The sequence below is a fragment of the Herbaspirillum autotrophicum genome, from assembly GCF_001189915.1.
Classification (GTDB): Bacteria; Pseudomonadota; Gammaproteobacteria; order Burkholderiales; family Burkholderiaceae_D; genus Herbaspirillum; species Herbaspirillum autotrophicum.
Window position 1 is genome coordinate 111,023 of the sequence record NZ_LFLS01000001.1, and the last position, 16,914, is coordinate 127,936.

Annotated in this window: 14 protein-coding genes; 6 read left to right on the plus strand and 8 right to left on the minus strand. The window is 60.1% G+C overall.

Annotated features, from left to right (window positions below; translation table 11 throughout):
* The first annotated feature begins 87 nt into the window (after positions 1 to 87).
* Positions 88 to 813, plus strand: a complete 726-nt coding sequence (locus AKL27_RS00490) for a hypothetical protein (RefSeq protein ID WP_157056733.1) — start codon at positions 88 to 90, stop codon at positions 811 to 813.
* On the opposite strand, the gene AKL27_RS00495 is transcribed toward AKL27_RS00490, so the two are convergent.
* The 5 genes from AKL27_RS00495 to AKL27_RS00515 form a co-directional block, all read right to left on the minus strand.
* Positions 755 to 1,549, minus strand: coding sequence for an amino acid ABC transporter permease (locus AKL27_RS00495; protein WP_083438763.1), 795 nt, complete (start codon positions 1,547 to 1,549; stop codon positions 755 to 757). The genes AKL27_RS00490 and AKL27_RS00495 overlap by 59 nt on opposite strands.
* A 17-nt stretch (positions 1,550 to 1,566) precedes the next feature.
* Positions 1,567 to 2,310 carry an amino acid ABC transporter permease gene (locus AKL27_RS00500; RefSeq protein ID WP_050460610.1) on the minus strand — a complete coding sequence of 248 codons (744 nt, stop codon included), beginning with the start codon at positions 2,308 to 2,310 and terminating at the stop codon, positions 1,567 to 1,569.
* The gene (locus tag AKL27_RS00505; protein WP_157056734.1) at positions 2,303 to 2,935 is read right to left on the minus strand and encodes a cysteine dioxygenase family protein; all 633 of its coding nucleotides are present in this window, start codon (positions 2,933 to 2,935) and stop codon (positions 2,303 to 2,305) included. The genes AKL27_RS00500 and AKL27_RS00505 overlap by 8 nt, the downstream gene beginning before the upstream one ends.
* 104 nt (positions 2,936 to 3,039) lie before the next feature.
* Positions 3,040 to 3,855: an ABC transporter substrate-binding protein gene (locus AKL27_RS00510; RefSeq protein WP_050460612.1), complete on the minus strand. Its 816-nt coding sequence runs from the start codon at positions 3,853 to 3,855 to the stop codon at positions 3,040 to 3,042.
* A gap of 148 nt (positions 3,856 to 4,003) precedes the next feature.
* Positions 4,004 to 4,951 carry a LysR family transcriptional regulator gene (locus AKL27_RS00515; RefSeq protein ID WP_050460613.1) on the minus strand — a complete coding sequence of 316 codons (948 nt, stop codon included), beginning with the start codon at positions 4,949 to 4,951 and terminating at the stop codon, positions 4,004 to 4,006.
* 249 nt (positions 4,952 to 5,200) lie between these two features.
* Between AKL27_RS00515 and AKL27_RS00520 the strand changes: the two genes are divergently transcribed.
* The 5 genes from AKL27_RS00520 to AKL27_RS00540 all read left to right on the plus strand — a co-directional run bounded on the left by AKL27_RS00520 (position 5,201) and on the right by AKL27_RS00540 (position 12,665).
* Positions 5,201 to 6,454 carry a sarcosine oxidase subunit beta family protein gene (locus AKL27_RS00520; RefSeq protein WP_050460808.1) on the plus strand — a complete coding sequence of 418 codons (1,254 nt, stop codon included), beginning with the start codon at positions 5,201 to 5,203 and terminating at the stop codon, positions 6,452 to 6,454.
* Positions 6,454 to 6,717, plus strand: coding sequence for a sarcosine oxidase subunit delta (locus AKL27_RS00525; protein ID WP_050460614.1), 264 nt, complete (start codon positions 6,454 to 6,456; stop codon positions 6,715 to 6,717). The genes AKL27_RS00520 and AKL27_RS00525 overlap by 1 nt, the downstream gene beginning before the upstream one ends.
* Entirely contained in the window at positions 6,714 to 10,307 is a 3,594-nt protein-coding gene (locus tag AKL27_RS00530; protein ID WP_050460615.1) for a sarcosine oxidase subunit alpha family protein, read from the plus strand. The genes AKL27_RS00525 and AKL27_RS00530 overlap by 4 nt, the downstream gene beginning before the upstream one ends.
* A 131-nt stretch (positions 10,308 to 10,438) precedes the next feature.
* Positions 10,439 to 11,431 carry an aliphatic sulfonate ABC transporter substrate-binding protein gene (locus AKL27_RS00535; protein ID WP_050460616.1) on the plus strand — a complete coding sequence of 331 codons (993 nt, stop codon included), beginning with the start codon at positions 10,439 to 10,441 and terminating at the stop codon, positions 11,429 to 11,431.
* Positions 11,432 to 11,495: 64 nt separating this feature from the next.
* The gene (locus tag AKL27_RS00540) at positions 11,496 to 12,665 is read left to right on the plus strand and encodes an acyl-CoA dehydrogenase family protein (protein WP_050460809.1); all 1,170 of its coding nucleotides are present in this window, start codon (positions 11,496 to 11,498) and stop codon (positions 12,663 to 12,665) included.
* Between the two features lie 12 nt (positions 12,666 to 12,677).
* Here AKL27_RS00540 and AKL27_RS00545 read toward each other — a convergent pair whose 3' ends face one another.
* From AKL27_RS00545 to AKL27_RS00555, 3 genes are read right to left on the minus strand one after another with little or no spacing between them, the layout of a single operon-like run.
* Positions 12,678 to 14,036 (minus strand): TAXI family TRAP transporter solute-binding subunit, encoded by a 1,359-nt coding sequence (locus AKL27_RS00545; RefSeq protein WP_050460617.1) that lies wholly within the window; start codon positions 14,034 to 14,036, stop codon positions 12,678 to 12,680.
* 52 nt (positions 14,037 to 14,088) lie between these two features.
* Positions 14,089 to 15,783 (minus strand): single-stranded-DNA-specific exonuclease RecJ, encoded by a 1,695-nt coding sequence (gene recJ / locus AKL27_RS00550; protein ID WP_050460618.1) that lies wholly within the window; start codon positions 15,781 to 15,783, stop codon positions 14,089 to 14,091.
* Positions 15,780 to 16,850, minus strand: coding sequence for a hypothetical protein (locus tag AKL27_RS00555; protein ID WP_050460810.1), 1,071 nt, complete (start codon positions 16,848 to 16,850; stop codon positions 15,780 to 15,782). The genes recJ and AKL27_RS00555 overlap by 4 nt, the downstream gene beginning before the upstream one ends.
* Positions 16,851 to 16,914: the final 64 nt, after the last annotated feature.

Genomic DNA, 16,914 nt, shown 5'->3' on the forward strand with positions numbered 1-16,914 from the left:
ACCCAATTTCGCATCGTTTCAGCGGTGCATGTAATTCAGGTAGTTGAACCGATTTTGAATTAAGCTGGTCTCATCGACATGAAAATAATGAGACCAATGGCTTCGCCCCTCCTGTTGATTGCTGCCACCTTGTTGTTGACTGCCTGTGCTTCGGCGCCGACGCCGCATGGCGAGGTCAAGGGGGCGCCGACCAGTGGCAGGGAAATGGGGCAGTCCGACACCAACCGCATGGCGACGCTGGCCATGCGCGATAACCTCGATAGCCTGTATCGCCTGATGGACAAGTTGTACCGGCGCAATCCGGCAGAATGGAAAAAGACCGCCGTCACGCGCGAAGATGCGATACGACAGGTACGGTTTTCCATCGAGCGGCGGCAGACCTGGAATGATTTGCAGGGCAAGCATGATATTGCCGCCATGTCGCTGTCGCTGGCACCGGATTTCAAAGCCGACCGCGTTGCGGCCTTCATTTACGCCACTGCCGACATGATCGTGACTGCGCATGGCGGCAAGACTGAGTTTTATCTGATCGATGGTCTGGACGCCCAATTCCTCTACAACGCGGCGCGCAATATCGAGATCGCTTCCTGGATGCTGGCCACGCGCCGTACTGCGAATGGCCAGTTGTTGCTGTTGTCGGATGAGATCAACAGCGGCGAACGCAATCTGAGCTTTGAGCGGGAATTCGGCAAGATCGTCGGCCGGCTCGACCTGATGGCCGAATTCGTGACGGAGAAATATCGCCGCGCCGGTATCAGCTACGTACAGAATCTGCTGGGCGGTTCGTTCCTGCAATTCCTGCCGGTGCGCTGACGCGGAATTGCTCCCGGCGCTGTTGTTCGCTGCGGCGCAGACGCCGTGCCGCAATCGCTGGTGGCTGAAAGTAGCGCGCCAGTTGCGCGGCAGAAATGTCGAGGCTGGAACACAGAATGAAATAGATGGCGCCGACAAACATGAAAATCTCGGCCGGATAAATCATGACCCGGCTATTCACTTGTGCCGCCACGAACGACAACTCGCCGACGCCGACGATATAAGCCAGCGAACTGTCCTTGATCAGCGTTACCCATTGGTTGACGAAGGACGGCATCATCATTTGCAGTGCCTGCGGCAAGATGATGTGGCGCAACACTGCCAGCCGTGGCAAGCCGAGCGACAGCCCGGCATCCCACTGACCGCTGCGCACGCCCTGAATGCCGGCACACACCGAGTGCGCCAGATAAGCCGCGCCAATCAGCGACAGCGCAAACATGACCGACAGAATACCCGGCACATCGATGCCGAAAGCAATCGGCAGCAGAAAGTAAGTCCAGAAAATCAGCATCAAGACCGGAATTGCCCGGAAAAATCCCAAGACCAGCATCAGTGTCGTGTTGACGGCACCGCGCGTCATCGCCAGCGCGATGCCGAGCACGGCGCCGAGCAGCGCCGAAATCACGGCCGAACCGAGGCTCAGGATCAAGGTCAGCGCGGCACCGCCAAGCGGGCCATCGGGATAGGCGCCCCACAGCAGGTAGGGCAGATTTTCAGTCAGTACGGACAGTTCCATGGCGGGATCTCGGATTCTCAGTGACCGTGCCGCGCGCGGCGGCGCAGCAGATATTGGCCGACCACTTCCATCACGGCGATGGACGTGATGTACATCAGCGTGGCGATGCCGAAGGCTTGAAAGGTCTTGAAGGTTTCTGCTTCGACCTGGCGCGAGGTGTACGACAGTTCGACCAGACCCACGCCCATGGTCAGTGAGGTGTTTTTCAGGATATTCATGTATTGCCCGAGTAACGACGGCGTGGCGATACGAACCGCTTGCGGTAAGACGATGTAGCGCAGCGACTGCCAGCGCGTCAGTCCCAGCGCGGCCGCGGCCAGTGCCTGGGTGGTGGCGACGCCGCGCATGCCGGCGCGGATTTCTTCGCTGACATAGGCGGTGGAATACAGAATCAGGCCGAACACCGCCGCCACGAATTCGAACGAAGGCCAGGTCAGCGGGATAAAGCCGAACAAATGGATGCGATGGACGGCATTGAGCCATTCCATGGTGCCTTCCGGAAACAGGCTGGGAAAGCCGAAATACCAGAACAGCAATTGCACCAGCAGCGGTGTGTTGCGGAACAGGGCGATGTAGGCGGTGGCCGGCCAGGCCAGCAACCGCAGCGAACTGGAGCGCGCGGCGGCCAGCAGAAAACCGAGCAGGGTGGCGACGATGGCGGTGATGACGGTGACGAACAAGGTCATCTGCAAGCCATTGACCAGCCAGCCGATATATTTGGGTGCCAGCATCTGGGCGCTCAGCGCGTTCAGGTCAAGCATGGCTGGCAGCCGTCAACGATTGCGGCGGCAGTACCAGCGGCTTTTCGGTTTGCGGCCAGGAACTGCCATCGGCGGCATTGAAGTCGCGCCGGCGCGGCAAGTCCAGCAAGCTGTGACCGTACAGATGCAAATGCTTGATGGCGCGTTCGCCGGCGATGGCGATGCTGTGAATCTGGTCGTGCGTGAAACAGGCGCTTTGGCCGGGGCCGACGCTGAAGCGCCGGCTGATCTGCAGGCCGGACTCCGGTGCCGTGCCGGACTGCCATACGGTATTCGGTTCTTCGCCTTCGATGCCGGCAATCACGGCCCAGGTCGAATGATCATGCGGCGGCGTGCTCATGCCGGGTGCGGGGCGGTACAGGTACAAGGCGTTGTTGAGATCGTCGTCTTCCGACAGCAGGTACAAGGTTTCTGCCACGCCTTCATCCGGTCCGGGGAAATGCGCGTCAGGAAACAGTCCGCCCAGTGCCGCCAATTGTCGCAGACAGGCCGCGACCTGTTCCAGTTGCTGTGGCGTCGGTTCCAGTGCGGCGCCGATGATGGCGCGTATTTGCTGCATGGTGGCCGCGACTGCAGTGGTGCGTGTCTGTGTCAGGATGTCAGCAGGGGGGCGGGAAGTAGTCATGATGGCAAAGTATGCAGCTGGCAGCCGGCCGCCTGACGGCGGCCGGTTCTGGTGTTGCATGAGGTTGAGGTGACGGTGTGAATCGTCGTGCTTACCGGTAGTGATTATTTTTCGCGCAGCTTGGTATCACCGATCTTGAACAGACGTGGCAACGGCGACTTGCTTTGCGGACCGAACCACTTGTCGTAGATCTTCTGTGCCGTACCGGTCTTTTCCAGATCGCGCAGCCAGTCATTCAGATACGCCACCAGACGGGTTTCGCCCTTGGGGATGCCGATACCTTCATATTCTTCCGAAATCGCGAAGGCCGGAATTTCATATTTCTGCTTGTCCGGCAGGCTGGCCAGAATCGCGGTCAGCTTGGAGCCATCCTGGCTGAAAGCCTGGATATTGCCATTGCGCAGCGCGGCCAGACCGAGCGGAGTGTCGTCATACAACACCACTTTGGTATCCGGATACTTTTCGCGCAATGTGGTTTCCATGGTCGTACCCTTGTCGGTGCCGACGCGCAGATCCTTGAGTTGCGAAGGATCTTTCAAGACCCCTTTCTTGACCAGGAACTGCTGGCCCGAAGCGAAGTAAGGAATACTGAAATCGATGACCTTGGCGCGCTCTTCGGTGATGGTGAAGTTGGCGAACACCAGATCGACCTTGTTGGATGTCAGCAGCGGTACGCGGTTGGCCGGATTGGTTGGCACGATCTCGACCTTGACGCCGAGTTTCTTGCCGAGTTCATAGGCGTAGTCGATATCCAGGCCGACGGTCTTCTTGGTGGTGGCGTCGATATAGCCGAATGGCGGATTGCCGTCAAAGGCAGCCACGCGCAGTACGCCGGCTTTTTTGATGTCATCCAGCTTGTCGGCGTTGGCAACGCCGGCCAGCAAGGTCAGTCCGATAAACAATAATGCATGCCGTTTCATCTGTTGGTTCCCTTGGTTATTTGCTTGAAATTATTGGTAAAGTGCAATGTTGATGAGGAGCGCCGGCGGCGCTGGTACAGCAATACTCAAGCGTGCGGCACTTGCTGCGTGCGGCATGCTGAAGATAGAAAGAGCGGAGCGTCGTCATTCAATTTTCCTCGCACACCAGCAAGCCGCCGACGTGTTTGGGGATGATCTTGCGGATCTCCGGAATCACGTTGTCGCGCAAGACATCGCGCATGCGCTGCAATACCGTGTGCGCCACTTTCTCATATTCGCCGGTGCGCACGATCAGATACAGCGTGCGTTGCAGCTTGTCAGCCAGCGGCCGCACCGTAATGCCTTCCAGATGCGAGCGTGCCTGCAACAGATGCAAGGGCGTGGTGATGCCCCAGCCCATGCCGCTGGCGACCAGTCCGCACATGACTTCCGAGGTTTCCACTTCGATTCGCTGCCGCAGTTTGATGTCGCGTTCCAGCAAGTAGCGGTCGATGCGGGAGCCGGCAGCAGAGCGGTTGCTGTAGCGGATGATCGGCAGCGCCGAATTGAGCTGGCGGACATCGACTGCTTGTTGGCCGGCCATCAACTCGGTATCTGGTGCAATCAGCAGAAACGGTTCGGTCATCAGCGGATAGCGCACTACGCCGTCGAGTTCTTCCATCGGATCGGGGGACACCAGCAAATCCAGTTTGCGGGCGCGAAATTCCTGGGCATGGCTGGTGGAGAAGCCTTCGCCGATATACAGATTCTGGGCAAAGCGCGCCACCGTGCGAATGAATTCAGCACCGGCGGTGGCCGCAAACGAATCGACCAGCGCAATCCGCAATTCCGGAATGGTGCCGGTGGAGCGGATCGCCGCCGTCATTTGTTCGGCTTCATTGAGCATGCGTTCGGTATAGCGACGCACGATACTGCCGGCGGCAGTCAGTCGCAGCGGCCGGGTCGTGCGGTCTACCAGCACGGCACCGAATTGTTCTTCCAGTTGCCGCACCGATTGCGAAATCGCCGATTGCGTCAGGCCGAGTTCTCTGGCGGCAGTGGTCATGTTGCCGCCGGCAGAGACTGCCAGAAATGCTTTCAATCCATTCAGATCCATGGCGGCTATCGGTTTTTCAATGTGGAGAAGGTGAGCCGAGTATAGGAAGCAGGGACTTTTTTTAGAACGATGATTTTCAGTTTTGCTTATGCGGAAAATTTTGGTATTTACGCGATTCCTTTCTGGTATTGAGATTGCGCCGGTATGGATGAAGGCGGGTGCGGCACATGATTAGTATTGCTTATGCTGATGCCCATCGCTGCTTATGCCATTTGCCAGCGCCGCCTGCGGCAGGGCTTAATGCACGGCATGAAATATTCTTTGTTCCAGCTGGCACGCAATGCGTTGAGCGCTCACCGGCGCTGGCCACAGGCATGGCGCGATCCGGTGCCCAAGCCGGGCTATGAAGTCATCATCATCGGTGGCGGCGGACATGGTCTGGCGACAGCGTATTACCTGGCCAAGGTGCACGGCATACGCAATATCGCGGTACTGGAAAAAGGCTGGCTCGGCGGCGGCAACACCGGTCGCAATACCACCATCATCCGTTCCAATTATCTGCTGCCGGCCAATGCCCATTTGTACGAACATTCGCTCAAGCTGTGGGAAGGGCTGACGCAAGAACTCGACTACAACGTCATGTTCAGTCAGCGCGGCGTATTGAATCTGGCGCACAGCGATGCTCAGCGCGATGCCTATGTGCGGCGTGGCAATGCCATGCGGCTCAACGGCATTGATGCCAAATGGCTGGAGCTGGAGCAGATCCGGGCCCGCGTGCCCTTGCTCGATACCAGTACCCGGGCGCGCTATCCGATTGTGGGTGGTTTGCTGCAAGGGCGTGCCGGCGTGGCGCGGCACGATGCCGTGGCGTGGGGTTATGCCCGCGCGGCTGACCGGCTCGGGGTCGACATCATCCAGAACTGCGCCTGCACCGGCTTGCGTGTTGTCGGCGGCAATCTGGTCGGGGTCGAGACCTCCCGCGGCTACATTGCTGCGCAACGGGTTGGCATTGCCGTCGCCGGCAACAGCAGCGAGGTGGCGCGCATGGCGGATCTGGCGTTGCCGATTGAAAGCCATTTACTGCAAGCCTTCGTCAGCGAGCCGGTGAAGCCGGTGATCGATTCCGTCATCACGTATGGCGCCGGTCATTTTTACATCAGTCAGTCGGATCGCGGCGAACTGGTCATGGGCGGCGATCTGGATTTTTACAACAGCTATGCCCAGCGCGGCAATTTGCCAGCGATTGAAGAAGCGGTCAGCAGTGCCATCCAACTGTTCCCGTTTGTCAGCCGGCTGCGCATGATGCGCCATTGGGGCGGGGTAATGGATATGAGCATGGACGGCAGTCCGATCATCGGCAAGACGCCGGTGCGCAATCTGTATCTGAACGGCGGCTGGTGCTATGGCGGCTTCAAGGCCACGCCTGGCTCCGGTTGGGTCTTTGCGCATACGATTGCCAACGACGCGCCGCATGCCTTGAACGCGGCATTTTCACTGGAGCGCTTTGCACGCGGTGAATTGCTGGACGAACGCGGCGCCGGTCCGCATCCGGGGCACCAATAATGCGATTGCTCTGTCCCTATTGCGGCTGGCGTGCGCACGAAGAATTCGACCATGCCGGTGACGCCGCAGTGGTACGTCCGCAAGACGATGCCGACCTCGCCGCATGGCATGCCTATGTGTATTTGCGCAGCAATCCCAAAGGCATCTGTCGCGAATACTGGCAGCACACGCGCGGCTGCCGCAGTTGGTTGCGCATCACGCGCGATACGTTGACGCATGAAGTCATCGACAGCAGTTTTGCCACCGGACAGAGCGCCCCATGACATCGAAACATCCTGTGCAATCACATCGGCTGGCCGCCGGCGGTGTCGTCGACCGCACTACCGTGCTGCATTTTCGCTTCAATGGCAAAGCCTATACTGGTCATGCCGGTGATACGCTGGCCTCGGCCTTGCTCGCCAATGGCGTGCGGCTGATGGCGCGCAGCTTCAAATATCACCGGCCGCGCGGCGTGCTCAGTGCCGGCCCGGAAGAACCGAATGCACTGGTGCAGCTTGGCACCGGCGCGGCGACCGAACCGAATACCCGGGCCACCATGATCAGTCTGTTTGATGGTCTCGACGCCAGCAGCCAGAATTGCTGGCCTTCGCTGCGGTTTGATGTGCAAGCCATCAACGATTACTTGTCACCGCTGATGCCGGCCGGGTTTTATTACAAGACCTTCAAATGGCCGGGCAGTGCCTGGCATGCCTATGAACGCATCATCCGCCGCGCGGCCGGCATGGGCCGGGCGCCGCAAGCCGATGACCCGGATCGCTATCAACAGCGGCACGCGCATGTCGATATTCTGATTGCCGGCGGCGGTGCGGCAGGCATTGCCGCTGCGCTCAGTGCCGCCCGCAGCGGCCTACGGGTGATGCTGGCCGATGAACGAGCGGCCTGGGGCGGGTTGTCGTTTGATCCGCGCGCCACGATTGACGGTGTGGCCGTGGCGGCATGGGTGCGACAGGCGTTGGCGCACTTGCAGGCGTTGCCGAACGTGACGCTGTTGCCGCGCACCACCGTCTTCGGCTATTACGATCACAACCGGCTGGCATTGGTCGAACGTCATGCGGAAGTCGCCGGTGGCACCGGCCAGGTGCGGCAGTGCCTGTGGCAAGTCACGGCGCAACAAGTGATCCTCGCCACCGGCGCAATCGAACAGCCGCTGGCCTTTGGCAATAATGATTTGCCCGGTATTTATCTGGCCGCAGCAGCGCGCGCTTATGTCTTGCAATATGGCGTGCGTCTGGCCGAACGTTGCCTGGTATATGGCAATCACGATGCCGCGCTGGATGCCGCACTCGATCTGCATGACGCTGGCATTGCGGTAGCGGCTTATGTTGATGTGCGGGCGCAGGCGCTTATCGCGCCGCAGCGCGTGCAGGCGTTGCAGGCACGCGGCATCACGTTGCATGCGGCCAGCGTGATTACCCATGCGCTCGGTCGCCGTGGTGTCAAGGGCGCATGGTTGCGCGATGAGCAAGGACGTAGCCAGCGCATTGCCTGCGATGCCATTGCCATGTCGGGCGGTTGGGCGCCAGCGGTGCATTTGCATTCGCAATCGGGCGGCAAGCTGGAATACCGGCCGCAACTGGCGGCATTTGTGCCGGCGCAGGTCAAGCAAGCTACCTGCTCGGCCGGCGCAGCGCGTGGCATATTCAGCTTGCAGGCAATATTGCATGATGGCTTTGCCGCTGCTGCCGATACGCTTGCCGCGCTGGGTCGGCCAGCCTTGCCGGCGTTGTCGGTGACGGTGCAAGGAGAGCTGGCACAGAATCATGCGGTGCAAATAACGCTGCCGGCGGAACCCATGCGCGGCAAGTGCTTCATCGATTTTCAGGCAGATGTGACCGCGGCCGATATCGGTCTGGCGGTGCGCGAAAATTATCGTTCGGTCGAGCATCTGAAGCGTTACACCACGCTTGGCATGGGTACCGATCAGGGCAAGACCTCCAATCTGAATGGTCTGGGTTTGCTGGCGCGGCAACGCGCAGAAACGGTGCCGGCAGTCGGCACTACGACCTTCAGGCCACCCTATACGCCGGTGACGCTGGGCTTGCTGGCCGGTGCCGCCATTGGCGAGCGGGCCGTGGCACGGCGCCTGTCGCCGCTGCATGCCGGACATCAGCAATACGGCGCGAGCTTCGTGCAACTGGGGGCGTGGTTGCGACCGGCGGCGTATCCGCAAGCGGGTGAAGATGTGGTCGCCGCCGCGCAGCGCGAGGCCGCAGTGGTGCGCAGTGCGGTGGGTCTGGCCGATATTTCGACCATCGGCAAGATTGATGTGCAGGGTCCGGACGCGCAACTGTTCCTGGATCGCGTGTATAGCAACGACGTGTTGAAGCTGGCGGTGGGCAAGGCCCGTTACGGATTGTTGTTGCGCGAAGATGGCATCATTCTCGATGACGGCAGTATTGCCCGCCTGGGGAAACAACACTATCTGCTGACCACGACCACGGTGCATGCCGGCAAAGTCTTGTCGCATCTGGAGTATTTGCTGGCAACGGTATGGCCGGCATTGCGGGTGCGCGTGACATCACTGACCGAGCAACTGGCGCATTTCGTGCTGGCCGGCCCGCATAGTCGCCAGTTGCTGGCGCAAGTACTGCAACTGGCGCTGGATGACGCGGTGTTGCCGCCGCTCGGGGTAGTGCAAACCAACTGGCAGGGCATGCCGCTGACATTGTGCAGGCTCAGTTTTTCCGGTGAGACCGCTTATGAATTGCTGTTGCCGGCGGCGTATGCCACGGCTTGCTGGCAGCGCTTGCAACAAGCGGGACAGGCGTTCGGTTTGCGTCCCTATGGTGCCGATGCCATCGCCATTTTGCGCATCGAAGCCGGCCATGTCGCCGGTCCCGAACTTGATGGCCGCAGCACGCCGGGCGATCTGGGTTTGCAAAAAATGGCGTCTAAAGAGCGCCCCTTCGTCGGTCGTCGTCTGTTGCAGCGTCCGGGCTTGCAGGATCCGCTGCGTCCGGTACTGGTCGGTGTGCTCAGTGTCGATCCGCAAGCGCGGTTGCGACCGGGCGCGGCTTTGCTGGCGGCAGACGGCAATACCAATCTGGGCTGGATTTCATCTGCCGCCTGGAGTCCGCATCTGCGGCGTTCGATTGCCCTGGCATTTGTGCGCGGTGGTCTGGTGCACGCCGGGCAAACCTTGACGGCGGCTTCGCCGTTGCATGGCGAAGCAATTGCCGTGACCATCGTCGCGCCACGTTTCATCGCCAGTCCGGCATCCGCCCCGGCTCTGGTGGATACGGCTGCTGTCGCGGCACCGGCGCCGCTCACGTTGGCGGCGTCGCCGGCATCAGTGCCCGCGCACAGTGCAGTGATGTGCAGCCTGCGCACCTATCCGGTGGCGTTGCAGATTGCCGCGTTCGGACCTGACGAACCAACGCAGGCGGCAGTGCGCGAGGGCTTGCAGCGCCTGACCGGCATCGCCACGCCGGGACCCAATCGCAGTGCCGGCTACGGCCACCGGCAACTTCTTGCTACCGGTCCCGGGCGTTGGTTGCTGTTGTCTGCCGACGCCGGTGATGCCGGGTTGGCGACCGATGCTGCGGCGGAACTGCTGGCGGTCGCGGCCGTCACCGATGCTGCCGGCGGTTTGCTGAACCTGCTGCATTTACCGCAGGCCCATGCCATCGCTGCCTTGAGTACCTGCTGCGGACTCGATCTGTCACCGACGGCCTTTGCCGTCGGCGATTGTCGCGCCACGGCGATTCACGGCATGCCGGTGCTGTTGTGGCGACGGGCAGCGGATGACGGTGTTGAACTGATCGTCGGTCGCAGTCTGCTGGCCAGTCTGGCGGACTGGCTGGCGGCCAGCGTCGGCACTGATGCCGGGGCGGAAGAAACGCTTGCACATTAAAAAACGGATATCCATATGCGAACAAATTTGTTCTGAAATTGGCAACCGCACGTTAAAAGTAATCAACGATATTTCATCGGCAAAAAACAAAAGACGGCCCACGCCGTCACTCACAATTTCATAGGGAAAACATGAAAAAAATCATCACTCCGGAAGTCCGTGTCGATCAATCGCGCCGCACCGTGGTCAAGGCCGGTCTGGCAGCCGCTCTGGGCTTGAGCGCGGTTCCCTTGCTGGCGCAAAATGCCAAGGTGCTGCACATCGGTTACCAAAAATTCAATACGCTGAATATCCTCAAGGGCACCGGCAATCTGGAAAAAGCATTGGCTCCGTCCGGCGTCAAGGTTGAGTGGCATGAATTCCTCGGCGGTTCGCAATTGGTGGAAGCCCTGTATGCCGGCGCCATCGATATCGGTCACGCCTCCGATGCGGTATCGATCTTCCAGCAAGCCAGCGGCAAAGGCCTGGTGTATCTGGCAGCGGAAAGCCCGTATCCGGGCGGCATCGGCATTCTGGTGCCGCAGAATTCCAGCATCAAGACCGTGCGCGATCTGAAGGGCAAGAAGGTTGCGGTCGGTAAAGGTTATAACGTGCAATACGCGCTGATCAAGGCGCTCGAAGCCAATGGCCTGAGCTACAGCGATATCGAACCGATCTATATCGTTACTGCGTCCGATACCATCGCCGCCTATCAGTCGGGCAGTGTCGATGCCGCCGGTTTGTGGGATCCGTTCCTGGCCGGCGCACAACTCGGCACGCCATCGCGCTTGCTGGTCGATGGTCGCGGCTTGTCCAACAACCGTACCTTCCATCTGGCCAAGCCGGAGTACGCCAAGGCGCAGCCGCAGATTCTCAAGGCCTTGTTTGCCGAATTGAAAAAGACCAACCAATGGGCGCAGGAGCATCCGCAAGAAGTGGTGGAATTGCTGTCGCCGCAATTGAAGATCGATCCGAAAATCCTCAAGCTGGCCACTGAGCGCCGCAGCTACGGAGTGGTTGCCGCCACGCCGGATATTGCGCAGGAACAGCAAAAACTGGCCGACACGTTTTATCAGTTGAAGTTGATTCCGCGTCCGATTCAGGTCAAGGACGCCTTCTATGACGTCAATCTGGTCAGTGCCTGAACCTTGTTTAATGCGGCCGGATTGCCTGTCGCAATCGGCCCAACGGAGAACCCAAGTCGTGAGTATCAAGAGTCTGGAACACATCATTGCCGGTCTGGACGGGCTGGAGCAGGAACTGGCCCGTACTGCCGTGGAGCGTGACCGTCGTGGCGGTCATGCAGCGGAACAAAAGGAGTTGCTGCGTCAGCACGGGCTGTTGCTGTTGTCGGTGCCGCGCGAGTATGGCGGTGTCGGCGCCAGCTGGCCGGAAATTCTCGACATCGTGCGGCGCATTGCCCGTGTCGACAGCGCCATGGCCCATTTGCTGGCATTTCAAACCTTGCAGATTTCGGGTGTGATTGCTTACGGTTCGCCAGAGCAGAAGCAGCGTTATCTGGGCGACACGGTCAGCCTCAATCACTGGTGGGGCAACTCCGCCAATCCTGCCGATCCACGCTTGCGTGCGATTGAAAAGGATGGCGCACTGGTACTGCAGGGCAGCAAGGGTTTTTGTTCCGGCACGCTTGGTTCTTATCGTTTGCTGACCACGGCGATTCACGAAGCCAGTGGCAAGATGTTGATCGCGGTATTGCCGACCGATCGTGCCGGCATCACCATTCATGATGACTGGGATCCGATCGGACAGCGGCAGACCGACAGTACCTCGGTCAGCTTCGAACAGGTGGCGTTGGACTGGAGCGAGGTATTGCACCGTCCGGAATCGCTGGCGACGCCCTACCTCAGTTTGCGCGGGGTGCTGGCGCAACTGATTCTGGTGAATCTGTATCTCGGCATTGCCGAAGGGGCATTGCAGGAAGCGCGCGATTACACGTTGAATCAGGGCCGGCCGTGGTTTGCCTCGGGTGTGGAACGCGCTGCCGATGATCCGTATGTGGTGCATCGCTATGCCGAAATGCATTTGCAAATCGTCGCCGCCAGGGCCTTGGCGGATCAGGCCGGACACGTATTGCAAACAGCGTGGCGTACCGGTCCTGATTTGAGTGCCGGGCAACGCGGCCGGACTGCATTGGCGGTAGCCGAAGCGAAGGTCTTTGCACATCGGGCAGCACTTGCCGTAAGCCAGGAATTGTTCGACGTGTGCGGCGCCCGCGCCACCAAGGCCGGACTCGGACTGGACCGGTTCTGGCGCAATGCCCGCACCCATACCTTGCATGATCCGATTGACTACAAGTTGCGCGATATCGGCCGCTATGCGCTGGAGTTGCGTTTGCCGGAACCGACCTTGTATTCCTGAGGCCGGAACCGGTCAGGCACTTGCGGGCGGTGCATGGCGCTGTTGCGCGACTTCAGCAATGCGGTCGCGCACCACCTTGATCGCCAGCTTGAGCGCATACACATCGCCGTAATAGCGCTGCGGAATATCGATTTGATTGGCATTGGCATCAATCGCTTCGATTTCCGCATGCCACTCCGCAATTTTCTCCGGCGTCGGTTCTCGGGTATGCCAGATCTCTTCTTCCAGTAAATGGATTTCCTTGTACCAGACCACCAGCCGTTTTTTCATGCTGGCCTCGTACATGCGCGGCACCGCCTGAATCAGGCCGAACAAAACGGCAATGAAGGGAAGCAGGATGGCAAAGCGGCGTTCCAGAAAATTGGCCAGCCAGAACGGCAGATAACGTTGCAGGAACGGGCGGCCGGATTTGAAATAGCGCCGCGTTTCATCCGAAATCGGGAAGTCTTCGATATTCTGGTTGGGGAAATAATTGCGCGGCGTGAAGTAATCAGGGGCCGCATGAATTGCATTGGCAGCATCCAGCAACAGATAGGTCAGCGCCGGATGCAGCCGTTCCTTGGATACCAGCATGGCAGTAGCGGCCAGCAAGGTAATGTCATGCCCCGGCTTGTCTTCGACCAGATTGGTGCCGCCGCGCGGATAAGTGACTTTGGACAGATAAGGAAATTGCTGGATCAGGGCATCGGCCTGGGCAAAATTCATCAGTTTGAGATCGCTTTTCAACAGCTTTTGCAACAGCGGCGTATCGCCACGGCCGATGAAAAATGCGGCGTCGATCTTGCGCGCCTGCAGTTGCTCATAGGCAGCGGTGGCGCCCATTTCGATCAGCGTTGAATTGTTGCTGTTGATGCCGTTTTCGACCAGCAGGTTATTGGCGACGATGCGCAGGCCACTGCCGGGCACGCCGAGCGAAATGCGTTTGCCGCGCAACTGCGACAGGCGTTCCGGATTATCGTTGCCCTGATAAAACACCCAGATCGGTTCATAGGCAATCGCGGCGATGGTTTGCAGTTCCGGGGCTTGTTCCGAGGTCGCGGTGCCGGACTGGATGAAACCGACATCGTATTCGCTGTCGCTGTCTTGCAGGCGCTGGAAGTTTTCTACCGAACCGGAAGAGGTGCGTACCTCCAGCGTGATGCCTTCGCGTTTGAGAATCTGCGCATAGCGTTGGGCGAAATTGGCGTAGATGCCGCCCGGCGCACCGGCGGTCATGATGATCTTGCCCTGCGTCGCCGGCTTGAGCAAGGTCAGCACGAACCAGCACAGCGCCAAGGCGATCAGCGAGCCGATCAACAGCAGCCGCCGCAGGCGTTGCGGTGTCATTGGCGGCTTCTGTATGCGGTGCAGCGACGAAGGTATCTTGGACATGGCGGGGATCCGTGTTACTTGCGGGCTGCACTGGGCAGGTGTTGGTTACTGGCTATGCCGGTTCTGCATGTTCCACCATCAGTTGCACCTTGGTGACGCCGTTATATTCGTTGGCATCCAGCCGGAATGCAAGCTTGATGTGATCCGGCATGGCCTCGGCATGGCCAAACCAGATGGCATCGTACTTGCGGCCATCTTTTTCCAGCAGCAGCTTCAAATGCTTTTCCTTCAGAATGCGCTGGGTAAGTACCCTGAAATGATCGCAAAACACCGGTGGCGCAAAGCCCTGGCCCCAGACCTGGTCTTCCATCAGGCTGATGAACTGGGTGCTGTAATAGGCATCTTCCAGCATGCCGTCGGTTTCTACCACGCGCTCCAGCTGGTTTTGCGTCAGCCAGTCCTGGCCGACGGCTTCAAACGCTTGCGAAAACGCTTCCAGTGCATCGGCGCGAATGGTCAGGCCGGCCGCCATGGCGTGACCGCCGAATTTGATGATCAGATTCGGTGCATGTTTAGACACCAGATCAAGCGCATCGCGCAGATGAAAGCCGGGAATCGAACGTCCCGACCCCTTGATCAAGCCTTCATCGCCGGGCGCGAAGGTGATAGTGGGGCGGTAGAACTTGTCTTTCAGGCGCGAGGCGACAATCCCGATCACGCCCTGATGCCAGGACGGATCGAACACGCTGATGGTGCGCCTGTCTTGCGGGTTGAAGTCATCCAGCAGATTCAGGGCGGTATCTTGCATGCCGGCTTCGATGTCGCGCCGGGCGCGGTTGATGGCATCGAGTTCTTGCGCAATTGCCCACGCCCGGCCTTCGTCGTCGGTGGTCAGGCATTCGATACCGAGCGCCATGTCGGCCAGGCGGCCGGCGGCGTTCAGACGCGGACCTACCGCAAAGCCGAGATCGAACGGCGTGGCGCGGCGGGCTTCGCGGCCGGCAGCGCGGAACAGCGCGGCGATGCCGACGTGCATGCGACCGGCACGCATGCGTTTCAAGCCTTGTGCGACCAGAATGCGGTTGTTGGCATCGAGCTTGACGACGTCGGCCACCGTGCCCAGCGCTACCAGATCGAGCAAGACATCCAGCTTGGGTTGGCTGGCGGCATCGAATACGCCGCGCTTGCGCAATTCGGCGCGCAACGCCAGCAACACATAAAACATGACGCCGACGCCGGCCAGATTCTTGCTCGGGAAGCCGCACAAAGGCTGGTTAGGGTTGACGATCACGCGTGCGTCCGGCAGCGCATCTCCCGGCAAATGGTGATCGGTAACCACGACGTCAATCCCGTGCTGGGCGGCAGCGGCCACGCCTTCAATGCTGGCGATGCCGTTATCGACGGTGACGATGATGTCGGGCGCCTTTTCACGGATCGTCAGTTCGACGATTTCCGGGGTCAGGCCGTAACCGTACTCGAAACGGTTGGGCACGATGTAATCGACGGTGGCGCCGAGCATGCGCAAGCCGCGCAAACCGACCGCGCAGGCCGTGGCGCCGTCGCAGTCGTAGTCGGCCACGATCACCATTTTCTTGCCGGCGGCAATCGCATCGGCCAGATACACGGCAGCAGCATCGATATGCAGCAAGCCCGACGGCGCAATCAGCGAACTCAGTTCGCTCGCCAGCTCAGTGCTCTTGAGCAAGCCGCGCGCGGCGTACACGCGCGCCAGTACCGGATGGATGCCGGCCGCGATCAGGTTGTCGGCGTCTTGCGGAGAATAGGGGCGGGTGGTGATGCGGATCATGCAGCAAGCCTGTTGAGTGAAGGTTTGACCCAGAATTTGCGGAGTGCGGCGCGGGTCACGGTGGTTTGCGCCAGCCGGTCGGAACCGGTCAGGGTCAGGGTCAGACTGTCGAGTTTTTTGCTGCGCAGCGCTTGCAGCAATGGCGCCAGCCATTCGCGGTCCAGCGTTTCCAGCCGTTCCAGCCAATAGCCCCATTCATCGGTCAGGCCGGGAGCGATCAGGCTGTCAAGCACCAGCAGACCGCCTTGTGCCGGCGGCGCCAGGACAGTGGCAATGCCATCAGCCGGCAGCGCCCTGGATGATGCCAGTGCCCGGCTCCAGCCCGGCAGATTGAATACCTGCTGCCATTCAGGATGCGCTGGTGCGGCGTCGGCGGCATCGGCGCCGCCCCACAGCCAGAGCGAGTTGATTGCCTTCAGGCCGCGCATTTCGCGTGCTTCGCCCTGATTTTCGGAAAACCATTGCATTTGCACTTCATTTTGCAATTTGCGCCATGCCAGTTCACCCGGACCCTGCGGCATCCAGATGTCGATATTGCGGCCACTGGCGGCATCCGGCGAGGAAGTCCGCAAGCCGGCCCAGTCATCGGCGCGCATGAACCAGGTCGCGGCATCGCCATATAACAAGGGGCGACCGATTTCTTCGAACAAGGGATGGGCCGAATCGAACAGCCGGCGCGACTCGTTTTCTTCCAGTTCGAGTTGGGCCACGTCGGTCAGCACCAGATGGTCGCGGGCGACATGGATGTGGGCCGGATGCAGCACAAACCAGAAGCCGCTTTCGGGCGCCAGGCCATGGTGACGCATCAGCGCGGCGGCGGCGGCGGGGCTGGTATCGTGTTCGCCGGCGCCTTCAGCGGCGGCGGTACGAGGCAAGCCGAATTGCCGGCTCAGCCAGTGTTCATGCGGCAAGGCGCGGGAAAACGGATCCTGATTGCGCAGTGAAAATGTCTTGCTGTGGCGGCTCAGCATGATGGCCAGCGCCGGTGTCTTGGCCTGACGCGCGAGGTCGCGCGCCAGTTCGGCCGGTGGCAGTCCGAATGGGACGAGAATGTCGAGATGTTTCATCCCGCGATTGTAGGGCAAACTGCGGTCGAACTGCGGCGTCTCTGCAATTCCTTTGGATCTGGAG

Bases quoted from the DNA above. Each gene is read 5' to 3' on its own strand.
- AKL27_RS00545 (WP_050460617.1), bottom strand. From the start codon at position 14,036: ATGTCCAAGATACCTTCGTCGCTGCACCGCATACAGAAGCCGCCAATG.
- AKL27_RS00490 (WP_157056733.1), top strand. From the start codon at position 88: ATGAGACCAATGGCTTCGCCCCTCCTGTTGATTGCTGCCACCTTGTTG.
- AKL27_RS00495 (WP_083438763.1), bottom strand. From the start codon at position 1,549: ATGGAACTGTCCGTACTGACTGAAAATCTGCCCTACCTGCTGTGGGGC.
- AKL27_RS00510 (WP_050460612.1), bottom strand. From the start codon at position 3,855: ATGAAACGGCATGCATTATTGTTTATCGGACTGACCTTGCTGGCCGGC.
- AKL27_RS00535 (WP_050460616.1), top strand. From the start codon at position 10,439: ATGAAAAAAATCATCACTCCGGAAGTCCGTGTCGATCAATCGCGCCGC.
- AKL27_RS00530 (WP_050460615.1), top strand. From the start codon at position 6,714: ATGACATCGAAACATCCTGTGCAATCACATCGGCTGGCCGCCGGCGGT.
- AKL27_RS00500 (WP_050460610.1), bottom strand. From the start codon at position 2,310: ATGCTTGACCTGAACGCGCTGAGCGCCCAGATGCTGGCACCCAAATAT.
- AKL27_RS00520 (WP_050460808.1), top strand. From the start codon at position 5,201: ATGAAATATTCTTTGTTCCAGCTGGCACGCAATGCGTTGAGCGCTCAC.
- recJ (WP_050460618.1), bottom strand. From the start codon at position 15,783: ATGATCCGCATCACCACCCGCCCCTATTCTCCGCAAGACGCCGACAAC.
- AKL27_RS00505 (WP_157056734.1), bottom strand. From the start codon at position 2,935: ATGACTACTTCCCGCCCCCCTGCTGACATCCTGACACAGACACGCACC.
- AKL27_RS00555 (WP_050460810.1), bottom strand. From the start codon at position 16,850: ATGAAACATCTCGACATTCTCGTCCCATTCGGACTGCCACCGGCCGAA.
- AKL27_RS00515 (WP_050460613.1), bottom strand. From the start codon at position 4,951: ATGGATCTGAATGGATTGAAAGCATTTCTGGCAGTCTCTGCCGGCGGC.
- AKL27_RS00525 (WP_050460614.1), top strand. From the start codon at position 6,454: ATGCGATTGCTCTGTCCCTATTGCGGCTGGCGTGCGCACGAAGAATTC.